Source organism: Pseudomonas sputi, from assembly GCF_021603585.1.
GTDB lineage: Bacteria > Pseudomonadota > Gammaproteobacteria > Pseudomonadales > Pseudomonadaceae > Aquipseudomonas > Aquipseudomonas sputi.
Window position 1 is genome coordinate 1 of the sequence record NZ_BQHI01000038.1, and the last position, 14977, is coordinate 14977.

The window sequence follows — 14977 nt, forward strand, 5'->3', positions numbered from 1 at the left end:
AATGGAAATCAGGGTGATGACAATGAACGGATTGAGCCGGTAACGGGCGATCAGAACGATCAGGGCGATGATGGCAACGGCGGCGTACACCAGCAGCCAATAGCCGAAGGACGGTGTCATGCGGTACTCCTCGAAAGGGTCACGTTCGAATGGGTTGTGAAACTCATAAATCATTTCGAGATCGAGTTTTCAAACGCAGTGAAAGTAATTTTCGTGGAGGGATAAGGGTTGTCGTTTTTGGGTATGTCTTGTCGCGAATAATGAAAATCGCGGGGTGGGATTTTCATGACCCGGCTGAAGGTTTCGCCCAGACCACAAGGTTTTCAACATCAGTCCAGGCGCTATACTCGGCAGACGCTTTCTATAGAGTTCCTGCCATGACTGCTCCGCGCCGCCGCCCCAAAAAGCTCACTGCCGAAGCGTTGATACGTGCGATTGCCAGCTCGACAGCCATCGAAACGGGTCAGAGCGTTGAATCGATTGAACGCAAGCTGAAGCTCAAGGACAGCAAGTTTCTGCATCTCTCTCTGGCCAAATGAGATCGTCACTCAAGTCCACAATGCCTGCCGAACCCAATACTCCATGGGTTCGTAATTGCAATTCAGCCCTTGGTTGATTGCCGCAAAATAAGCCTCTTTGTTTCGCTCCCAAATGCTGTAGTCGAGCGGTACATACCCCGCCTGCACCGCCATGACATCCGCCAACAATCGCGACAGACGCCCATTACCCTCGCGAAATGGATGAATCAGGATGAACTCCACGTGCGTGACAGCGATGGCGTGGATCAGGTTTTCATCCAGATCAGGCTTGCAAGGTGTGTACTTGCCAAGACAGTCCCTCTCGAAACCATCAAGCAGTCGGGGAATCTGCGGTGCTGCGGCAAAGAAAAAGCCGTCCTTGCCCATATTCACCGCTCGCACGTCGCCGGCCCATGAATAGAGATTGCCCAACCAGTGTCGGTGCCACTCTTTCAGGTCCTGAATGGTTAATGGCCGATTTGGCAAATGCTCGATGAGCACGAACTGGTACAACTTTTCCAACAGGATGAGCTCTGCGTCATCCATGTCTTCAGGATCGGTTATCCCTAATTTATTGCTCAGTACCTGTTCGTCGGAGCCTGGTTCATAAGAACTTTGCGAGCCCTCGGCATCATAACGATCAACCATCCTTGCCCCTCCTGATGCCACTGAACATTGAAAAGCGCCGGGGATTTGCCCCGATGCCAGGACAAATCCAAAAACACAAACGGCTGCCCAAAGGCAGCCGTTCACAGGTTAGTCGCAAAGCCCTCTCGGGTTTAATCAACCCTCACACCATTTCGTTACGAATCCATTCAACCACCGACGTGCGCTTCGGCGCCCAGCCGAGCAGTTCGCGGGCGTGTTTGCCGCGGACGCGGCTGTTGGAGCCGAGGCCGTAGTTGGCCATTTCGTAGCCCCACTCGGCTTCGGCGTCTTTCAACGGCCAGTCTTGTGGCTGGCCCAGATTCAGGGCCTGGGCCATGGCGGTGGTCATGTCGATGAACGAAGCTTCGCCGCTTTCGACGAAGTAGAAGGTGCCCGGGACGTTTTTGCTCAGGGCCAGCAAGTACAACGCCACCACGTCGTCGATGTGCACGTTGGACCAGATGTTCTGGCCGGTGCCGACGTGACGCACCACGCCGCTTTTGCGAGCCTGCTTCAGCAGACGCGGCAACTGCACGCTGTCGCGATTGACGCCCAGGCTGTGGCCGTAGATCAGGGTGTTGCAGATGACGGCCGAGTTCACGCCGTCCTGCGCGGCGGCGAGGATCAGGTTGTCGATGGCCACCCGTGCGGCCTTGTCGACGGTGGGCTCCGGCAGGTTGTCTTCGAAGTAGATGACGTCGCTGGATTTGCCGCCCGAGGCGTCGCCGACGATGCTCGACCCGCTGGTGTGCAGGAACACTTTGTTTGAGCCGCGCAGGGCATCGAGCAAGGCTTCGACCGCGCCGCGATGGTCGCTGCTGGCGGCGTTGATCACGGCGTCGGCGGCGCGGGCCTGTTCGGCCAGCAATGCGTTGTCGTCGAGGGTGCCGATCACCGGGGTGATGCCCAGCGCTTTCAGTTCATCGGCCTGTTCGGCGCTGCGTACAAGACCAGTGACGGTGTGACCGGCCTGGACCAGACCGGTGGCGATAGAGCCGCCGATAAAACCGGCAGCGCCGGTGACGAATACGTTCATGGAGAAACTCCCTGCGTGGATAAGTGATGGAGCGAGTATCGACCGGCGAACCCGGTGGAAAAACCCGCCCACAACCAAATCACTGTTGCGCAGGGATCACGAATCAGCCCTTGAAATCAGCGCTGGCGTAAGCCGCCAGTTTGCTCTGGATGAAATCCAGGAAGCACTGAATGCGCAGCGCCAGCTGCGAGTTGCGGTAGTACACCGCGTTGATCGGCTGGCGATAACCGCTGTTGAACTCCGCCAGCAACACCTTGAGGCGCCCGGCACGCATGTCGTCGATGGTCATGAAATGCGAGAGGCAGGCGATGCCCTGGCCTTCCAGTGCGAGATGGCGAACCGTCTCGCCGCTGGAGGCGCTGATCGCCGGGGTGATCGGCCAGCGGTCGCCGTGCACGTAACGCAACGGCCACTGGTTGAGGCCTTCGTTCTGGGTGAAGCCGAGCAAGGTGTGTTCGCTCAGATCGGCCACTTCCAGCGGCGTGCCGTGTTTCTCCAGATAGGCGGGACTGGCCACGATCAACAGCGGACTGCAACCGAGCGAACGGGCATGCAACGTCGAATCGGCGAGGGTGCCGATGCGGATGGCGACGTCGGTGCTTTGTTCCAGCAGGTCAATGATCAGGTCGTTGCTGTTGAGTTCGAGCTGGATGTCCGGGTACAGCCGGCGGAATTCGTCGATGTACGGCACGACGGCGTGGAGCATGAACGGCGACGCGGCGTTGATGCGCAGCCGTCCCGAGGGCGTCTGCTGGCGTGAAGAAAGGCGCTCTTCGAGTTGATCCATCTGGTCGAGGATCAACTTGGCCTGTTCGAAGAAATACTTGCCTTCTTCGGTCAGGTCCATGCGCCGTGTGGTGCGGTTGATCAGCGTGGTGTCGAGCTTGGCTTCCAGCCGCGACAGCGTGCGGCTGACCGCCGACGGCGTCTGTCCGACCTGCTCGGCAGCGGCGGAGATCGAACCGCATTCGATCACGCAGACGAAAATCTGCAACTCATCGGATCTGGCTTTCACGGGTGTCCTCGAATCGAAAGGCCTGCTGCGCAAGCTCAGGCCTTCGATAGTAGCCGAGCGTCAGGCCTTGAGGCCAAACACCTCGCTCAGATGCTGCTCGTAGCGCGCCACATCCGCTTCGATGTTCGGGCGCTTCATCACGTCCACGCAGAGGAAGGTTGGCAGGCCGGTCATGCCGAGGAACTGGTTGGCCTTGTGGAACGGGAAGTACACGGCGTCCACGCCTTTGGCTTCGAAGAAGTCGGTCGGGTCATCGAACGCCTGCTGCGGCGCGTTCCAGGTCAGCGACAGCATGTATTGCTTGCCGTGGATCAGACCGCCGCTGCCGTACTTCTGCGAAGCATCCGAACGGGTACGGCCATCACTGGCGTAGAGGCTGCCGTGGCCTTCGGTGAAGACTTCGTCGATGTACTTTTTCACGGTCCACGGCGCGCCCATCCACCAGCCCGGCATCTGATAAATGATCACGTCGGCCCAGAGGAATTTGGCGACTTCTTCGGCGACGTCGTACCCCTCGTCGATGAAGGTGGTCTTGACGTCGACGCCGCCACGATCCAGCACGCTCAGCGCCGCTTCGTGCAGGGTGGTGTTGTAGCGACCGTCGGAGTGGGCGAATTTTTTACCGCCATTGAGCAACAGCACTTTTATCATGGGTGAGCCTCGATCGGATTCCGATGCGCAGCGCAGAGCGCTGGATGGAGAAGGGAAAAATGGAATGGCGGCAGATTAACGATCCGCCTCGCGCGGAATAAGCACCGGTTACGCAAAATTCATTTGAGTAAAACGCACGAATCGAACGCCGATTGTTGCCGTAGGATTGGCCGCCATCTGAATCTGAATGGAGTTTTTTGCGATGAGCGAACGCCAGGGTTTCATCCTGCACGCCAAGACCCGACCGGAAAAAGCCGAGGCCTTCGAAGCGTTTTTCCGCGCTTATGTCGAACCGAGCCGCGCCGAACCCGGCTGCATCGAGTACCACATGCTGCGCGACCAGGAAGACCCGACCCTGTTCATCTTCTACGAGATCTGGGAAAGCCAGGCACATCTGGACGTGCACTCGAACCTGCCGCACATGCAGCAGTTTCTGGCCCAGCGCATGGAATACCTGGAGCGGGATTTCGATATCCGCCCGATTGAAATGCTCAGCGCGTCGTCCGCTAACCGCTGATCAGCAGATGGGCGCCGAGCGCGCCCAGACCGATGAAGAACACTCGCTTGAACAGCACGGCGCTGATGCGCTGGCGCAGCCATTGGCCGAGCAGCATGCCGAGGACAGCGGGAATCAGGGCCAGCAGCGAGGCGCTCAATTCTGCGCCGCCGAGCGACCCGCGCCAGAGCAATCCGCCGGCCAATGCCAGGGTCGACACGGTGAAGGACAGGCCCAGCGCCTGCACCAGTTCATCGCGGCTCAAGCCCAGGGCCTGCATGTACGGGACAGCGGGAATCACGAACACACCCGTGGCCGAAGTGATGACGCCGGTGATCACGCCACACAGCGGACCAAGCCACGGTTCATGGCGGCGACTGACACGCAGCGCCGGCAGGAACAATCCACTCAGCGCATAGAGCAACAACGCCGCGCCGAGCCCGCGCACTACCCAATGCCCGCCCGCCATGCCGATCCATAAGGTGCCAACAGCCGTGCCGAGAAAGATCGCCAACAGCATCGGCCACAAGCGTTTCACCAGCCCCTGCAAATGCCCGCCGAACGCCAGTTGCCAGACGTTGGTGAGGGTCGCCGGAATGATCAGCAACGCCGCAGCCTGCGACGGTGCCATAGCCAGACCGAGCAGACCCATGGCGACAGTGGGCAGGCCGAGACCGATCACGCCCTTGATCACGCCAGCGACGACAAACGTCGCGATCACCAGCAATGACAGGGCCAGTCCGAGGTGTTGATAGAAATCTGCGAGTGCGCTCATGGCGATACTGTGCGCCTGCGCGGATGAACTGAAAATCTGTCATACACTGAGGCAGCCTCTCTCTCAGCAAGAGTCACGACCGATGCACTTCGACCTCACCGACCTGCGCCTGTACCTGCACATTATCGACAGCGGCAACATCACCGCCGGCGCTGCGCGCAGTCATCTGTCGCTGGCGGCGGCCAGTGCGCGGATCCGGGCGATGGAAGCGTCGCTGGGCACCGAGTTTCTTGAGCGCGGGCGCCGTGGTGTCACACCGACGCCGGCCGGCAAAGCCCTGGCGCAACATGCGCGGGTGTTGCTGCAACAGGCCGAACGTCTGCAACAGGATCTGGCCGAATACGCGCGCGGCGTCAAAGGCCAGGTGCGCTTGCTGTGCAACACCACGGCGCTCAGCGAATACCTGCCGGAGGTGCTGGCGGATTTCCTGCGCGAGCACCCAAACCTCGACATCGATCTGCAGGAACTGCCCAGCGCCCGCATCACGCATGCCTTGCGTCAGGGCGCGGCGGATCTGGGCATTGTGTCCGACGCGATCGACACCACCGACTTGCAGACCCGAGCCTTTCGCGATGATCCGCTGGTGCTGATTCTGCCTTTGGATCATCCGCTGTCTGACGCGACCGAAGTCAGTTTCAGCGACGCACTGCGCCATGACTTTGTCGGGCTGCACGTCGACAGCGCGCTGGCGGTGTACCTGGAAGAACAGGCCCTGCACAGCGGCTCGCGGATGCAGATCCGCATCCGCGCCGATGGTTTCGACGGGGTGATGCGCATGGTGGCCCGAGGTGCCGGTCTGGGTATCGTGCCGCTGGCGGCGGTTCAGCGCGCCGCGCCGCAAGCCTTCAAGACCCTGCCGATGAATGAAGGCTGGGCGATGCGCAAACTGTTGCTGTGCGCCCGGGACTTCGCCGCCCTCCCCGCTTATGCCCGCGCCGTGCTCGACGCCTTGACTCTGCCCTGAGGGGCAGACTTTACCCTTGGGGTTTCTTCCTCAGGGGCAGTCATGATGGGCAAGCGGATTTTGTTGATTCTCGGCCATCCATCCAGCGAAAGTTTTTGCGCGGCACTGGCCGGACGTTACGCTCAATCGGCCCGCGCGGCCGGGCACGAGGTGCGGGAAATCGCCCTCGGCCAACTGGATTTCGACCCGATCCTGCGCGAAGGTTACCGTCAGGTTCAGACCCTTGAACCGGATCTGCTCCAGGCCCAGGCCGACCTGCTGTGGGCCGAACACCTGACGCTGGTGTACCCGATCTGGTGGGGTGGAATTCCGGCGCTGCTCAAAGGTTTTTTCGACCGGATCCTGCTCCCCGGTTTCGCGTTCAAATACCGCGAGGGCAAAGCGTTTCCCGACAAACTCTTGCACGGTCGCAGCGCCCACTTGCTGGTCACCATGGACACGCCGCCCTGGTATTACCGCTGGATCTATCGCATGCCCGGCCTGCACGAAGTGCGAAGGAACACGTTGGCGTTCTGCGGGATCGAACCGCGCCGGACACTGACCTTCGGGCCGGTGCTCGGCGCCAGCGACCATCAGCGTGAAACCTGGCTGAAACAGGCCGGATCGATTGCCCGCCATTGAGTTTTCCGCTATTGGTGCGCATGCCCGCTGACGGAGAAAAGGGATTTGCACATGTACATCGGCCAGGCCGCACAGCGTTCGGGAACCACGATCAAGACCATCCGCCATTACGAATCGATCGGCCTGCTGCCCCAGGCCCCGCGCCAGGGTAAATACCGGGTTTACGACCCGCAGACGGTCGAACTGCTGAGCTTTATCAAATGCGCACAGGGGCTGGGTTTTCGCCTCAGGGAATTGCAGGCGATCTTTGCCGGCCAACCGGAACTGACGCCCTATGAAAAGGCCCGCCGCGCGATTGCCGGCAAGCAACAGGAGATCGTGGCGCAGCTGATGAAACTCACCCGACAGCAAGAGGAACTGAGCGCGCTGGAGGCCAGTCTGGAACACGCGCAACAGCAATGCCTGTCGAGGGTATCGATCGCAAAATAAGCACAAGGAATAGCTTGCAAGGTACGGATACATACGTACTATATCGCCAGAGCGAACGTGTTGCCCGATACCCGTTTTCGCACAACGACAACGGACAAGGAAGAACGGATCGGCTCCATTAAACCTACATGGAATGAGGTGACGCGATGGTTGATTCAACGGAGTTTCGTAATGCAATGGCGATGCTGGGGAGTGCCGTCACCATCGTCACGACCGATGGCCCTGCGGGGCGTTTCGGCTTTACCGCGTCGGCGGTGTGCAGCGTGACGGATTCACCGCCGACGCTGCTGGTGTGCGTCAATCGCTCGTCGTCCAATCACGAGCATTTCAAGACCAATGGCGTGCTGTGCGTGAACGTCCTGACCGGCGACCACCAGTCGACCTCCGGGGCGTTCGCCAATCGGCAGCTGAGCATGCAGGAGCGTTTTTCCAGCGTGAATTGCCAGACGCTCAAGACCGGTTCGCCGGTGATCGAAGAGGCGCTGGTCAGCCTCGATTGCCGGGTCAGCAAGGTCGACGAGGTCGGCACTCACAGCATCTTCTACTGTGAAATCCTCGAACTGCAGCAACACAGCGAGGCCACGGAAGGCCTGGTCTATTTCAACCGCAGTTACTACCGTCTGAACGACCAACTGCGCCTGGCACCCGAGCAGTGATCCAGACACCCGCCGGCCTCGGCTGATGCCGGCCGGCGGGTCATGACAGGGATGTAACCATGCTATTCAATGAAGACAACTTCGCGGATATCGACCTGAACCTGATCATCATTTTCCTGGTGCTGTTTCGCGAACGCAGCGTGTCCCGCACGGCCGAACGCCTGCACGTCAAACAAGCCGCCATCAGCGGATCGCTGGCACGCCTGCGCAAGCGGTTCGATGATCCGTTGTTTCTGCGCTCGTCGAGAACCATGCGTCCGACCTCGAAAGCCGAGCAACTGGCGCAGGCGCTGACGCCAGCCATCAAGCAGATCGAAGCGGTGATCCGGCTCTGAAAAACCGGCGAAAAAAAACCTGCGGGGGTTCGCTCCCGCAGGTTTCATTTTGTCAGGCCGACTTGAGCGCCTGAGCGTATTCAATCCGAGCCCAGAACGCCGGCAGAAAGCACTCGCTGACCAGCAGCGCCGAGCCATTGCGGGTAAAACGCGAACGCCGGGCCAGCAACCGTTTGGCCTGTGGCGCGAAGCGATAGGACAGCGCCGCCAACGGTGCGCCGGGGGACAGCAAGGCGCACTGGAAAGGCTCGCGCAGGGTCTGCTCCGACGTGTAGAGAATCTCGGCCAGCGGTCGACGACCATAGCCGTTCAGATCCGCCCATTCGCCATTCAGTGCCGGCACGCTGGTCAGACTGCGCGCGGTGACGCAGGCTTCGCCATCGAGCTTCATCACCACCTCACGCACCCAGCCGAGGGTGGCCGGCGGCACGTTCAGCGCTTGCGCTTCTTCAGGATTGAGCGGGCCATGGGACTGCTCGACGACTTCGATTGAATAATCGCCCATGGCTTTCAGGCGCGGGGTCAAGGCCCCGGGCAAAAACAGCCAGTGATGCTCGGAGCCGGTCAATTCCGACAGCGGTCGCGATGACCAGTAATAACGTGTATCCATACCCGCTAACACCTTCCTGGTGATGGTGAATTGTTGGTTGCCGTGGAAGGTCAACCCTTCACCGGCGGTGTCTGTCACTCGGCTCCGACTTCTTCGGTCACTTCGTGTTTGCTGATGACGCTGATGGTCTGTTCATCGGTCTTGACCGCCGACAGCAGCGAGTCGAGCAGGCCCGGAAAACGCGCGTCCATGTCTTCACGACGCAGGGACAGCAAGTTTTCCCGACCGTGAGGGCGCTGCCAGATCAGACCGCTGTCACGCAGAACCCGCCAGTGGTGGGTCATGGTCGACTTCGATGCACCCTTGAGGATCCGGCCGCACGGATGTTCCTGGCCATCGGCCAATACTTTCAACACGGTCAGGCGCAACGGGCTTCCCAATGCGGACAGCACATTTTCCAGAAGGATCTGATCCTGATTGGGATGATTCTGGACGTTCATAGGTAGGTACCCTTGATGATGTAGGCGGGAAAAATCCGGCTTGTATTCGTCTATACGAGAACAGTAAGACTATACACAAGATGTTTTTTCCCCGCGACAGCCGCCCCGGAGGCGGCGTCCCGCAAAACAACTACAAATCGCTGCTCTGCGCGGTCACCAGGGCAGGCGCCTGGAACCCGCCGCCCAGCGCTGCCATCAACGAAACCGAACTGTCGATGTGCTTGCTGTTGAGGAAGGCCAGCCGCATTTCGTCCTGAATCAATTGTTGCTCGATGTTAAGTGCATCGAGGAACGTGTCCTCCCCGGCCTTATAGCGCGACTGCGACAGATCGTAAGACGATTGGGCAATCGCACAGGCATCGCGCTGCACGACGATCTGCTGCTCGAACGAACGCAGCTGCGTCACCGAAATCGCCACCTCGTGCAGCGCCGAATTCAACACCCGGTTGTACTGCGCGATGGCGCTGTCGAGTTCGGCATTGCCGGCCTTCAGATCCGAACGCAAGCGCCCGGCATCGAAGATCGGCAGCGACACCGTCGGCGCCACGTTCCAGAACTTGCTGACCCCGGCGAACAGCGCATCGCCGGTCAACGCATGGGAACCCGCCGCCGCCACCAGATTGATGTTCGGGTAGAACGTGGTCTTCACCGCCTCGACGTTTTTAGTCTCGGCCTCCACGCGCCAGCGTGCGGCGACGATGTCCGGACGACGGCCCAACAACTGGGCCGGCAACTGCGCTGGCAAGGCCACCACGCTGGCCTGTAGATTCGATGGCCGCTCAAGGGTGCGCGCACGATCAACACCTTTGCCGATCAGTGCCGACAACTGGAGACGAGCCATTTCAATGTCTTCGTTGGCGCCGATCAGGGTCGACTCCGAACGCGCCTTGAGGCTCTGCACCTGCTTGAGTTGCGACAGGTTGTCGAGGCCCGAGCCGTAACGTGAATCCGTCAGCTCCACCAGTTTGCTCAGGCGTTCAAGATCCCGCTGATTGAGCTCCGACACCTGCCAGGCATACGCCAACTGGTTGTAGGCCTTGACCACGTTGACCGCGAGAATCAGCCGCGACGATTGCAGATCGACTTCCGCGGCTCTTGCGCTGTTGAGCGCCGATTCCCAGGCGGCACGCTGGCCGCCCCAGAGGTCGAAGGTGTAGCTGAAATTCACCGCCAGATTGCGTGCGGTGAAGTACTTGTGGCCCTCGCCGCTGTAGTCCTCGAAGCGCGACAAACGACCGCGCGTGACACCCGCCGACGCCTCCATTTCCGGATAACGCTCGGCGTCGCGCAGGTCGAGAAATGCATTGGCCTTCGCGACCCGGGCAGCGACTTCCTGCAAGTCCGGGTTGCTGGCATACGCCTCTTCGATCAACGCGCCCAGACGTGGATCGCCCAGCGATGTCCACCAGTCCGCACGCGGCCATTGGGCCGGCGGAAATTTGTCTTTCAGGCTGTCGGACGGCGCATCGCCGACCGCCAGCAACTTGCCCTGATGATCGATCCCGGCGTAGTTCACACAACCGGCCGCCAACAGGATGGACGCCGCCAGCGGCGCCAGCATCAAACGTGTAATCGAATGCATGTCACGTCCTCACAGGATGGGTTGCGGCACACCGGCCGGTTCGGCTTCGGGTGCGTGGCTCGGTTGCTTGATCGAACTGAGCAGCGTGTACACCGACGGCAGAATGAACAGGGTGAACAAGGTGCCGATCAGCATCCCCACCACAATCACCAGGCCCAGGCCGAAGCGGCTGTTGGCGCCTGCGCCACTGGCGAACAACAGCGGCGCGAGGCCGACCACCATGGCAGCGGTGGTCATCAGGATCGGCCGCAGACGCACCTGCGCGGCGTGCTGGATCGCTTGCACGCGGCCCATGCCTTGCTGGCGCTGCAACTCGTTGGCGAACGCGACCATCAGAATCCCGTGCTTACTGATCAGACCGATCAGCGTGATCAGACCGATCTGGGTGTAGATGTTCATCGAAGTCATGCCCAGCGCCAGCGGCACCAGAGCCCCGCAGATCGACAACGGCACGCTGATCAGGATGATGAACGGGTCGCGGAAGCTCTCGTACTGCACGCTCAGCACCAGGTAGATGATCACCAGGGCCAGGCCGAAGGTGAACGCCAGGCTGTTGCCTTCCTGCACGTATTGGCGGGCGTCGGACTGCCAGTCGAAACTGAAGCCGGCCGGGAAACCTTCCGATTGTTTTTGCAGGAAGGCCACCGCATCACCCAGGGTCACGCCCGGCGCCGGAATGGCCTGGAACGTGGCGGAGTTCTGTTGATTGAACTGGGTCAGGCGATTCGGCTCGACCTTGACGCTGAGGGTGGCCAGCGTCGACAGCGGCACCGGATTGCCCTTCTGATCCTTCACGTAATACAGCTTCAGGGTTTCCGGGGTCAGGCGATCCGCCGACACCGACTGCGGAATCACGTCATAGGAACGGCCGTGGAACGAGAACCGGTTGACGTACTTCTCGCCGATCAGGCTGTTCAGCGTTTCCCCGATGTCCTGCATGCGGATGCCCAGCGCGTTGGCCTTGGCCCGGTCGATCTGGATTTCCACCACCGGATTGTTGAAGTCCAGATCACTGTCGACCACCGCGAACAGACCGCTGGCCTGCGCGGCTTGCTTGAGCTGATCCATCACGTTGTACAGCGCCAGGTATTCCTGATCGCTGCGGATCACCATCTGCACCGGCAGACCACCGGTGGAGCCCGGCAGCGGTGGCATCTGGAACACGAAAATGCTCGTGCCTTCGATCTGGTTCACCCGCGCCTGCAAGTCAGGCTGGATGGTGTTGGCGTCGCGGCCGCGTTTTTCCCAGTCCACCAGGTTGATCCCGCCGACGCTGTTGGACAGCCCGTCCGAACCGTTCGCCACCCAGTTGCTGTAACCCTCGGGGATTTCGTTGAAGGTCTTGTACAGCTCGTGGGCGTAGGCCTCGAGGTAATTCAGGTTGGCGTGCTGCGGCGCCTTGATCGCAGTCAGCAGGATGTTCTGGTCTTCCAGCGGCGCCAGTTCGGTCTGCGCCGAACGATAGAGAAACGGCAGGCTGAAGAAGATCACCAGCGCCACGCTCAGGCTGATCCAGCGCCGCGCCAGCGAACCGCCCAGCAGCGCGCCATAACGACGGGACAGGTACTGGAAGAATCGATCTGCCTTGACCGCCATGAAACCTTCGCTGGTCTTCGCGTCCAGCAGACGGGTACTCATGATCGGCGACAGGGTCAGCGCGACGATGCCGGAAATCACCACCGCGCCGGCCAGGGTCAGGGCGAACTCCTTGAACAGCGTGCCGGTAAGGCCGCCCATCAAACCGATCGGCGCGTACACCGCCGCCAGGGTGAAGGTCATCGCCACCACCGGCCCGGCTACTTCACGGGCGCCGATCAGCGCCGCTTCGAACGGGCTCTTGCCCTCTTCGATGTGACGGTGGACGTTTTCCACCACGACGATGGCGTCGTCCACCACCAGCCCGATGGCGAGCACCATGGCGAGCAAGGTCAGCAGGTTGAGACTGAAGCCGAACATCTGCATCAGCATCGCCGCGCCGAGCATCGACAGCGGAATCGTCACCAGCGGAATCAACACGGTGCGGAATGTGCCCAGGCACAGGTAAATCACCAGCACCACAATCACCAGCGCTTCGAGCAGGGTGTAGCTCACCTCATCGATCGACGATTGAATGAAGTGCGCCACTTCGAACGGGATCTGCACGGTCACGCCCGGTGGCAGGGTTTCCTGGATCTGCGGCAGCAATTCGCGCACGCGTTTGACGATCACCAGCGGGTTGCCGGTCGGTGCGGCGTCCAGGCCGAGGAACAGCGCCGGTACGTCGCTCATCGCGCCGCTGGTGTCGGTGGAGGCGGCGTTCAGTTCCACAGTGCCGACGTCACGCACACGGATGATGTGGCCGTTGTCGTTGCGCAGCACCATGTCGCGGAAATCTTCGACGCTGTTCAGGTCGGTGTTGACCCGCAAGTTGCTGACCACGTACAGGCCTTTGACCTGACCGGGTGCGGCCTGGAAGTTGTTGCCCTCGATGGCCGCCGACACGTCCTGCCCGGTCATGCCGTAACCGGCCAGACGCTGCGGATCGAGCCACAGACGCATGGACAGTTTCTGCTCGCCCATGATGTTGATCTTGGCCACGCCTTCGATGCCGGCGAACATCGGTTCGACGACGCGGGAGATGTAATCCGACATCTCCGGAATGGTCAGGTTGGAACTGGCGAACGCAACGTAGGCCACGCTGGTGAAGCCGCCGGACGTGCGCTCCACCACCGGGTCGTAAGCGTCCTTCGGCAAGCGGTATTTGATCTGGTTGACCTTGGCCATGACCTCAGTCAGCGCCGCGATGGAGTCACTGTTCAGTGCCATGCGGATCGTCACCTGGCTGCGGCCCTGGGTCGAGGCCGACGACAGATAATCGATGCCCTCGACCGAGGCCACGGCCTGGCTGATCGGCTGCGTGACGAAGCCTTGCATCAGTTCCGAAGAGGCGCCGGGGTATTGGGTCGTGACCGTGATGGTCGACGTCTCCAGCATCGGGTACTGGCGGATCGGCAGGTTCATCAGCGCACGCACCCCGAACAGCAGGATCAGCGTGCTGACCACCACGGCCAGCACCGGGCGGCGAAGAAAGAGGTCGGTGAAATTCATTTTTCCAGCCCACTGAGTTTAAGAGCAATCGTGTCCGGGACACCTTCCACCGCCACGCCGTCGTGGAGTTTGAGCTGACCGGACGTCACCACTTGCACGCCTTCGGTCAGGCCCTTGTCGACCACCGCCCAGCCATTGCGGCGCTCGCCGACCTTGATGCTTTCGCGCTTGACCTTCTGCACGCCGGCTTCGTCGGTGTAGACCGAGAACACGCTTTCGCCGTAGGCGTTGTAGGTGATCGCGGTTTCCGGAATCAGCAGCTCGGCGGTCTGCGGCAGGGTCACCGAGACCCGTGCGTACATGCCGGGACGCAGGCGTTTTTGCGTGTCGGTGATGACCGCTTGCACATTGATGGTGTGGGACTGGTTGATCTGCGGATCGACCGCGACGATCTTGCCGGTGAAGGTCACATCACCCCAGGCATCGACCTTGGCCTGCACGGTCTGGCCCAGTTGCACTTGCGAGCCGTCGCGTTCGGCGAGGGTGAAGTTGACCCGCAGCACGCCCGGATCGGTCAGAGTCGCCACCGCGCTGCCGGCTTGCAGGTATTGGCCCAGGTGCGCCTGGCGAATGCCGAGGGTGCCGGCGAACGGCGCACGAATATGACGTTGGGCGATCTGCGCCTGCATGCGCTCCATGTCGCCCTTGGCCGCGTCGTATTGAGCGCGGGCACTGTCGAAGGCGCGACGACTTTCGGCACCGGTCTTGGCCAGTTCCTGAACCCGGGCAAACTGCGCCTTGGCCGATTCGTACTCGCCTTTCAGGCGCACCAGTTCGCCTTGCTCCGGCGCGTCGTTGAGCTTGAGCAGCACCTGCCCCGCCTTCACTTCATCGCCGGACTCGAAATCGATGTCCACCACTTTGCCGCTGACTTCAGCCGACACCAGCACCTGACGCTGGGCTTCGAGTTTGCCGATGGCTTCCAGGTAGTAGGTGTACGGTTGTTTTTTGACCACGGCCAGACCAACCCGGGTGCTGGGGATCCGTTGCTCGGCCGCCGCCGGTGGTGGCGACCAGAAACGCCAGCCCAGTGCAGCGGACAACACCACCACAAGAACAATAAAGATCAGCGACTTGATAATGTTTCGAGCAAGCATGTGGCACTCCCTTGACT

Annotated in this window: 17 protein-coding genes; 7 read left to right on the forward strand and 10 right to left on the reverse strand. The window is 60.9% G+C overall.

The features are described from left to right. Window positions 1–377: 377 nt before the first annotated feature. The gene (locus L6D81_RS27515; RefSeq protein ID WP_236182735.1) at window positions 378–539 is read left to right on the forward strand and encodes a hypothetical protein; all 162 of its coding nucleotides are present in this window, start codon (window positions 378–380) and stop codon (window positions 537–539) included. Between the two features lie 9 nt (window positions 540–548). On the opposite strand, the gene L6D81_RS27520 is transcribed toward L6D81_RS27515, so the two are convergent. From L6D81_RS27520 to mdaB, 4 genes are all read right to left on the reverse strand, one after another. Then, window positions 549–1166: a Fic/DOC family protein gene (locus L6D81_RS27520; protein ID WP_236182736.1), complete on the reverse strand. Its 618-nt coding sequence runs from the start codon at window positions 1164–1166 to the stop codon at window positions 549–551. A gap of 142 nt (window positions 1167–1308) precedes the next feature. After that, complete coding sequence (locus L6D81_RS27525) at window positions 1309–2202, reverse strand: NAD-dependent epimerase/dehydratase family protein (protein ID WP_236182737.1); 894 nt, start codon at window positions 2200–2202, stop codon at window positions 1309–1311. A gap of 103 nt (window positions 2203–2305) precedes the next feature. Then, a complete protein-coding gene (locus L6D81_RS27530) occupies window positions 2306–3217 on the reverse strand; it encodes a LysR family transcriptional regulator (protein WP_236182738.1) in 912 nt (303 codons plus the stop codon). Between the two features lie 60 nt (window positions 3218–3277). Beyond that, window positions 3278–3868 (reverse strand): NADPH:quinone oxidoreductase MdaB, encoded by a 591-nt coding sequence (gene mdaB / locus L6D81_RS27535; RefSeq protein WP_236182739.1) that lies wholly within the window; start codon window positions 3866–3868, stop codon window positions 3278–3280. A 202-nt stretch (window positions 3869–4070) separates the two neighbouring features. On the opposite strand from mdaB, the gene L6D81_RS27540 reads away from it, so the two are divergent. Continuing rightward, entirely contained in the window at window positions 4071–4385 is a 315-nt protein-coding gene (locus L6D81_RS27540; protein ID WP_236182740.1) for a putative quinol monooxygenase, read from the forward strand. On the opposite strand, the gene L6D81_RS27545 is transcribed toward L6D81_RS27540, so the two are convergent. After that, the gene (locus L6D81_RS27545; RefSeq protein WP_236182741.1) at window positions 4375–5139 is read right to left on the reverse strand and encodes a sulfite exporter TauE/SafE family protein; all 765 of its coding nucleotides are present in this window, start codon (window positions 5137–5139) and stop codon (window positions 4375–4377) included. The two genes, L6D81_RS27540 and L6D81_RS27545, sit on opposite strands and share 11 nt — an antisense overlap. Window positions 5140–5221: 82 nt before the next feature. Here L6D81_RS27545 and L6D81_RS27550 point away from each other — a divergent pair, with 82 nt between their 5' ends. From L6D81_RS27550 to L6D81_RS27570, 5 genes are all read left to right on the forward strand, one after another. Next, window positions 5222–6103, forward strand: a complete 882-nt coding sequence (locus L6D81_RS27550; RefSeq protein WP_236182742.1) for a LysR substrate-binding domain-containing protein — start codon at window positions 5222–5224, stop codon at window positions 6101–6103. A 45-nt stretch (window positions 6104–6148) separates the two neighbouring features. Then, window positions 6149–6724, forward strand: coding sequence for an NAD(P)H-dependent oxidoreductase (locus L6D81_RS27555; RefSeq protein WP_236182743.1), 576 nt, complete (start codon window positions 6149–6151; stop codon window positions 6722–6724). Between the two features lie 51 nt (window positions 6725–6775). After that, window positions 6776–7153 carry a MerR family transcriptional regulator gene (locus L6D81_RS27560; RefSeq protein ID WP_236182744.1) on the forward strand — a complete coding sequence of 126 codons (378 nt, stop codon included), beginning with the start codon at window positions 6776–6778 and terminating at the stop codon, window positions 7151–7153. Between the two features lie 146 nt (window positions 7154–7299). Next, the gene (locus L6D81_RS27565; protein ID WP_221615006.1) at window positions 7300–7809 is read left to right on the forward strand and encodes a flavin reductase; all 510 of its coding nucleotides are present in this window, start codon (window positions 7300–7302) and stop codon (window positions 7807–7809) included. A 59-nt stretch (window positions 7810–7868) separates the two neighbouring features. Further along, entirely contained in the window at window positions 7869–8144 is a 276-nt protein-coding gene (locus L6D81_RS27570; protein ID WP_236182745.1) for a LysR family transcriptional regulator, read from the forward strand. Between the two features lie 52 nt (window positions 8145–8196). On the opposite strand, the gene L6D81_RS27575 is transcribed toward L6D81_RS27570, so the two are convergent. The 5 genes from L6D81_RS27575 to L6D81_RS27595 all read right to left on the reverse strand — a co-directional run bounded on the left by L6D81_RS27575 (window position 8197) and on the right by L6D81_RS27595 (window position 14960). Further along, window positions 8197–8754 (reverse strand): chorismate--pyruvate lyase family protein, encoded by a 558-nt coding sequence (locus L6D81_RS27575; RefSeq protein WP_236182746.1) that lies wholly within the window; start codon window positions 8752–8754, stop codon window positions 8197–8199. Window positions 8755–8828: 74 nt separating this feature from the next. Next, a complete protein-coding gene (locus L6D81_RS27580; RefSeq protein WP_236182747.1) occupies window positions 8829–9194 on the reverse strand; it encodes an ArsR/SmtB family transcription factor in 366 nt (121 codons plus the stop codon). 130 nt (window positions 9195–9324) lie between these two features. After that, window positions 9325–10776, reverse strand: coding sequence for an efflux transporter outer membrane subunit (locus L6D81_RS27585; RefSeq protein WP_236182748.1), 1452 nt, complete (start codon window positions 10774–10776; stop codon window positions 9325–9327). A 9-nt stretch (window positions 10777–10785) separates the two neighbouring features. Continuing rightward, window positions 10786–13863: a MexW/MexI family multidrug efflux RND transporter permease subunit gene (locus L6D81_RS27590; RefSeq protein ID WP_236182749.1), complete on the reverse strand. Its 3078-nt coding sequence runs from the start codon at window positions 13861–13863 to the stop codon at window positions 10786–10788. Continuing rightward, window positions 13860–14960 carry an efflux RND transporter periplasmic adaptor subunit gene (locus L6D81_RS27595; protein WP_236182750.1) on the reverse strand — a complete coding sequence of 367 codons (1101 nt, stop codon included), beginning with the start codon at window positions 14958–14960 and terminating at the stop codon, window positions 13860–13862. Before L6D81_RS27595 ends, L6D81_RS27590 begins: the two co-directional genes overlap by 4 nt. Window positions 14961–14977: the final 17 nt, after the last annotated feature.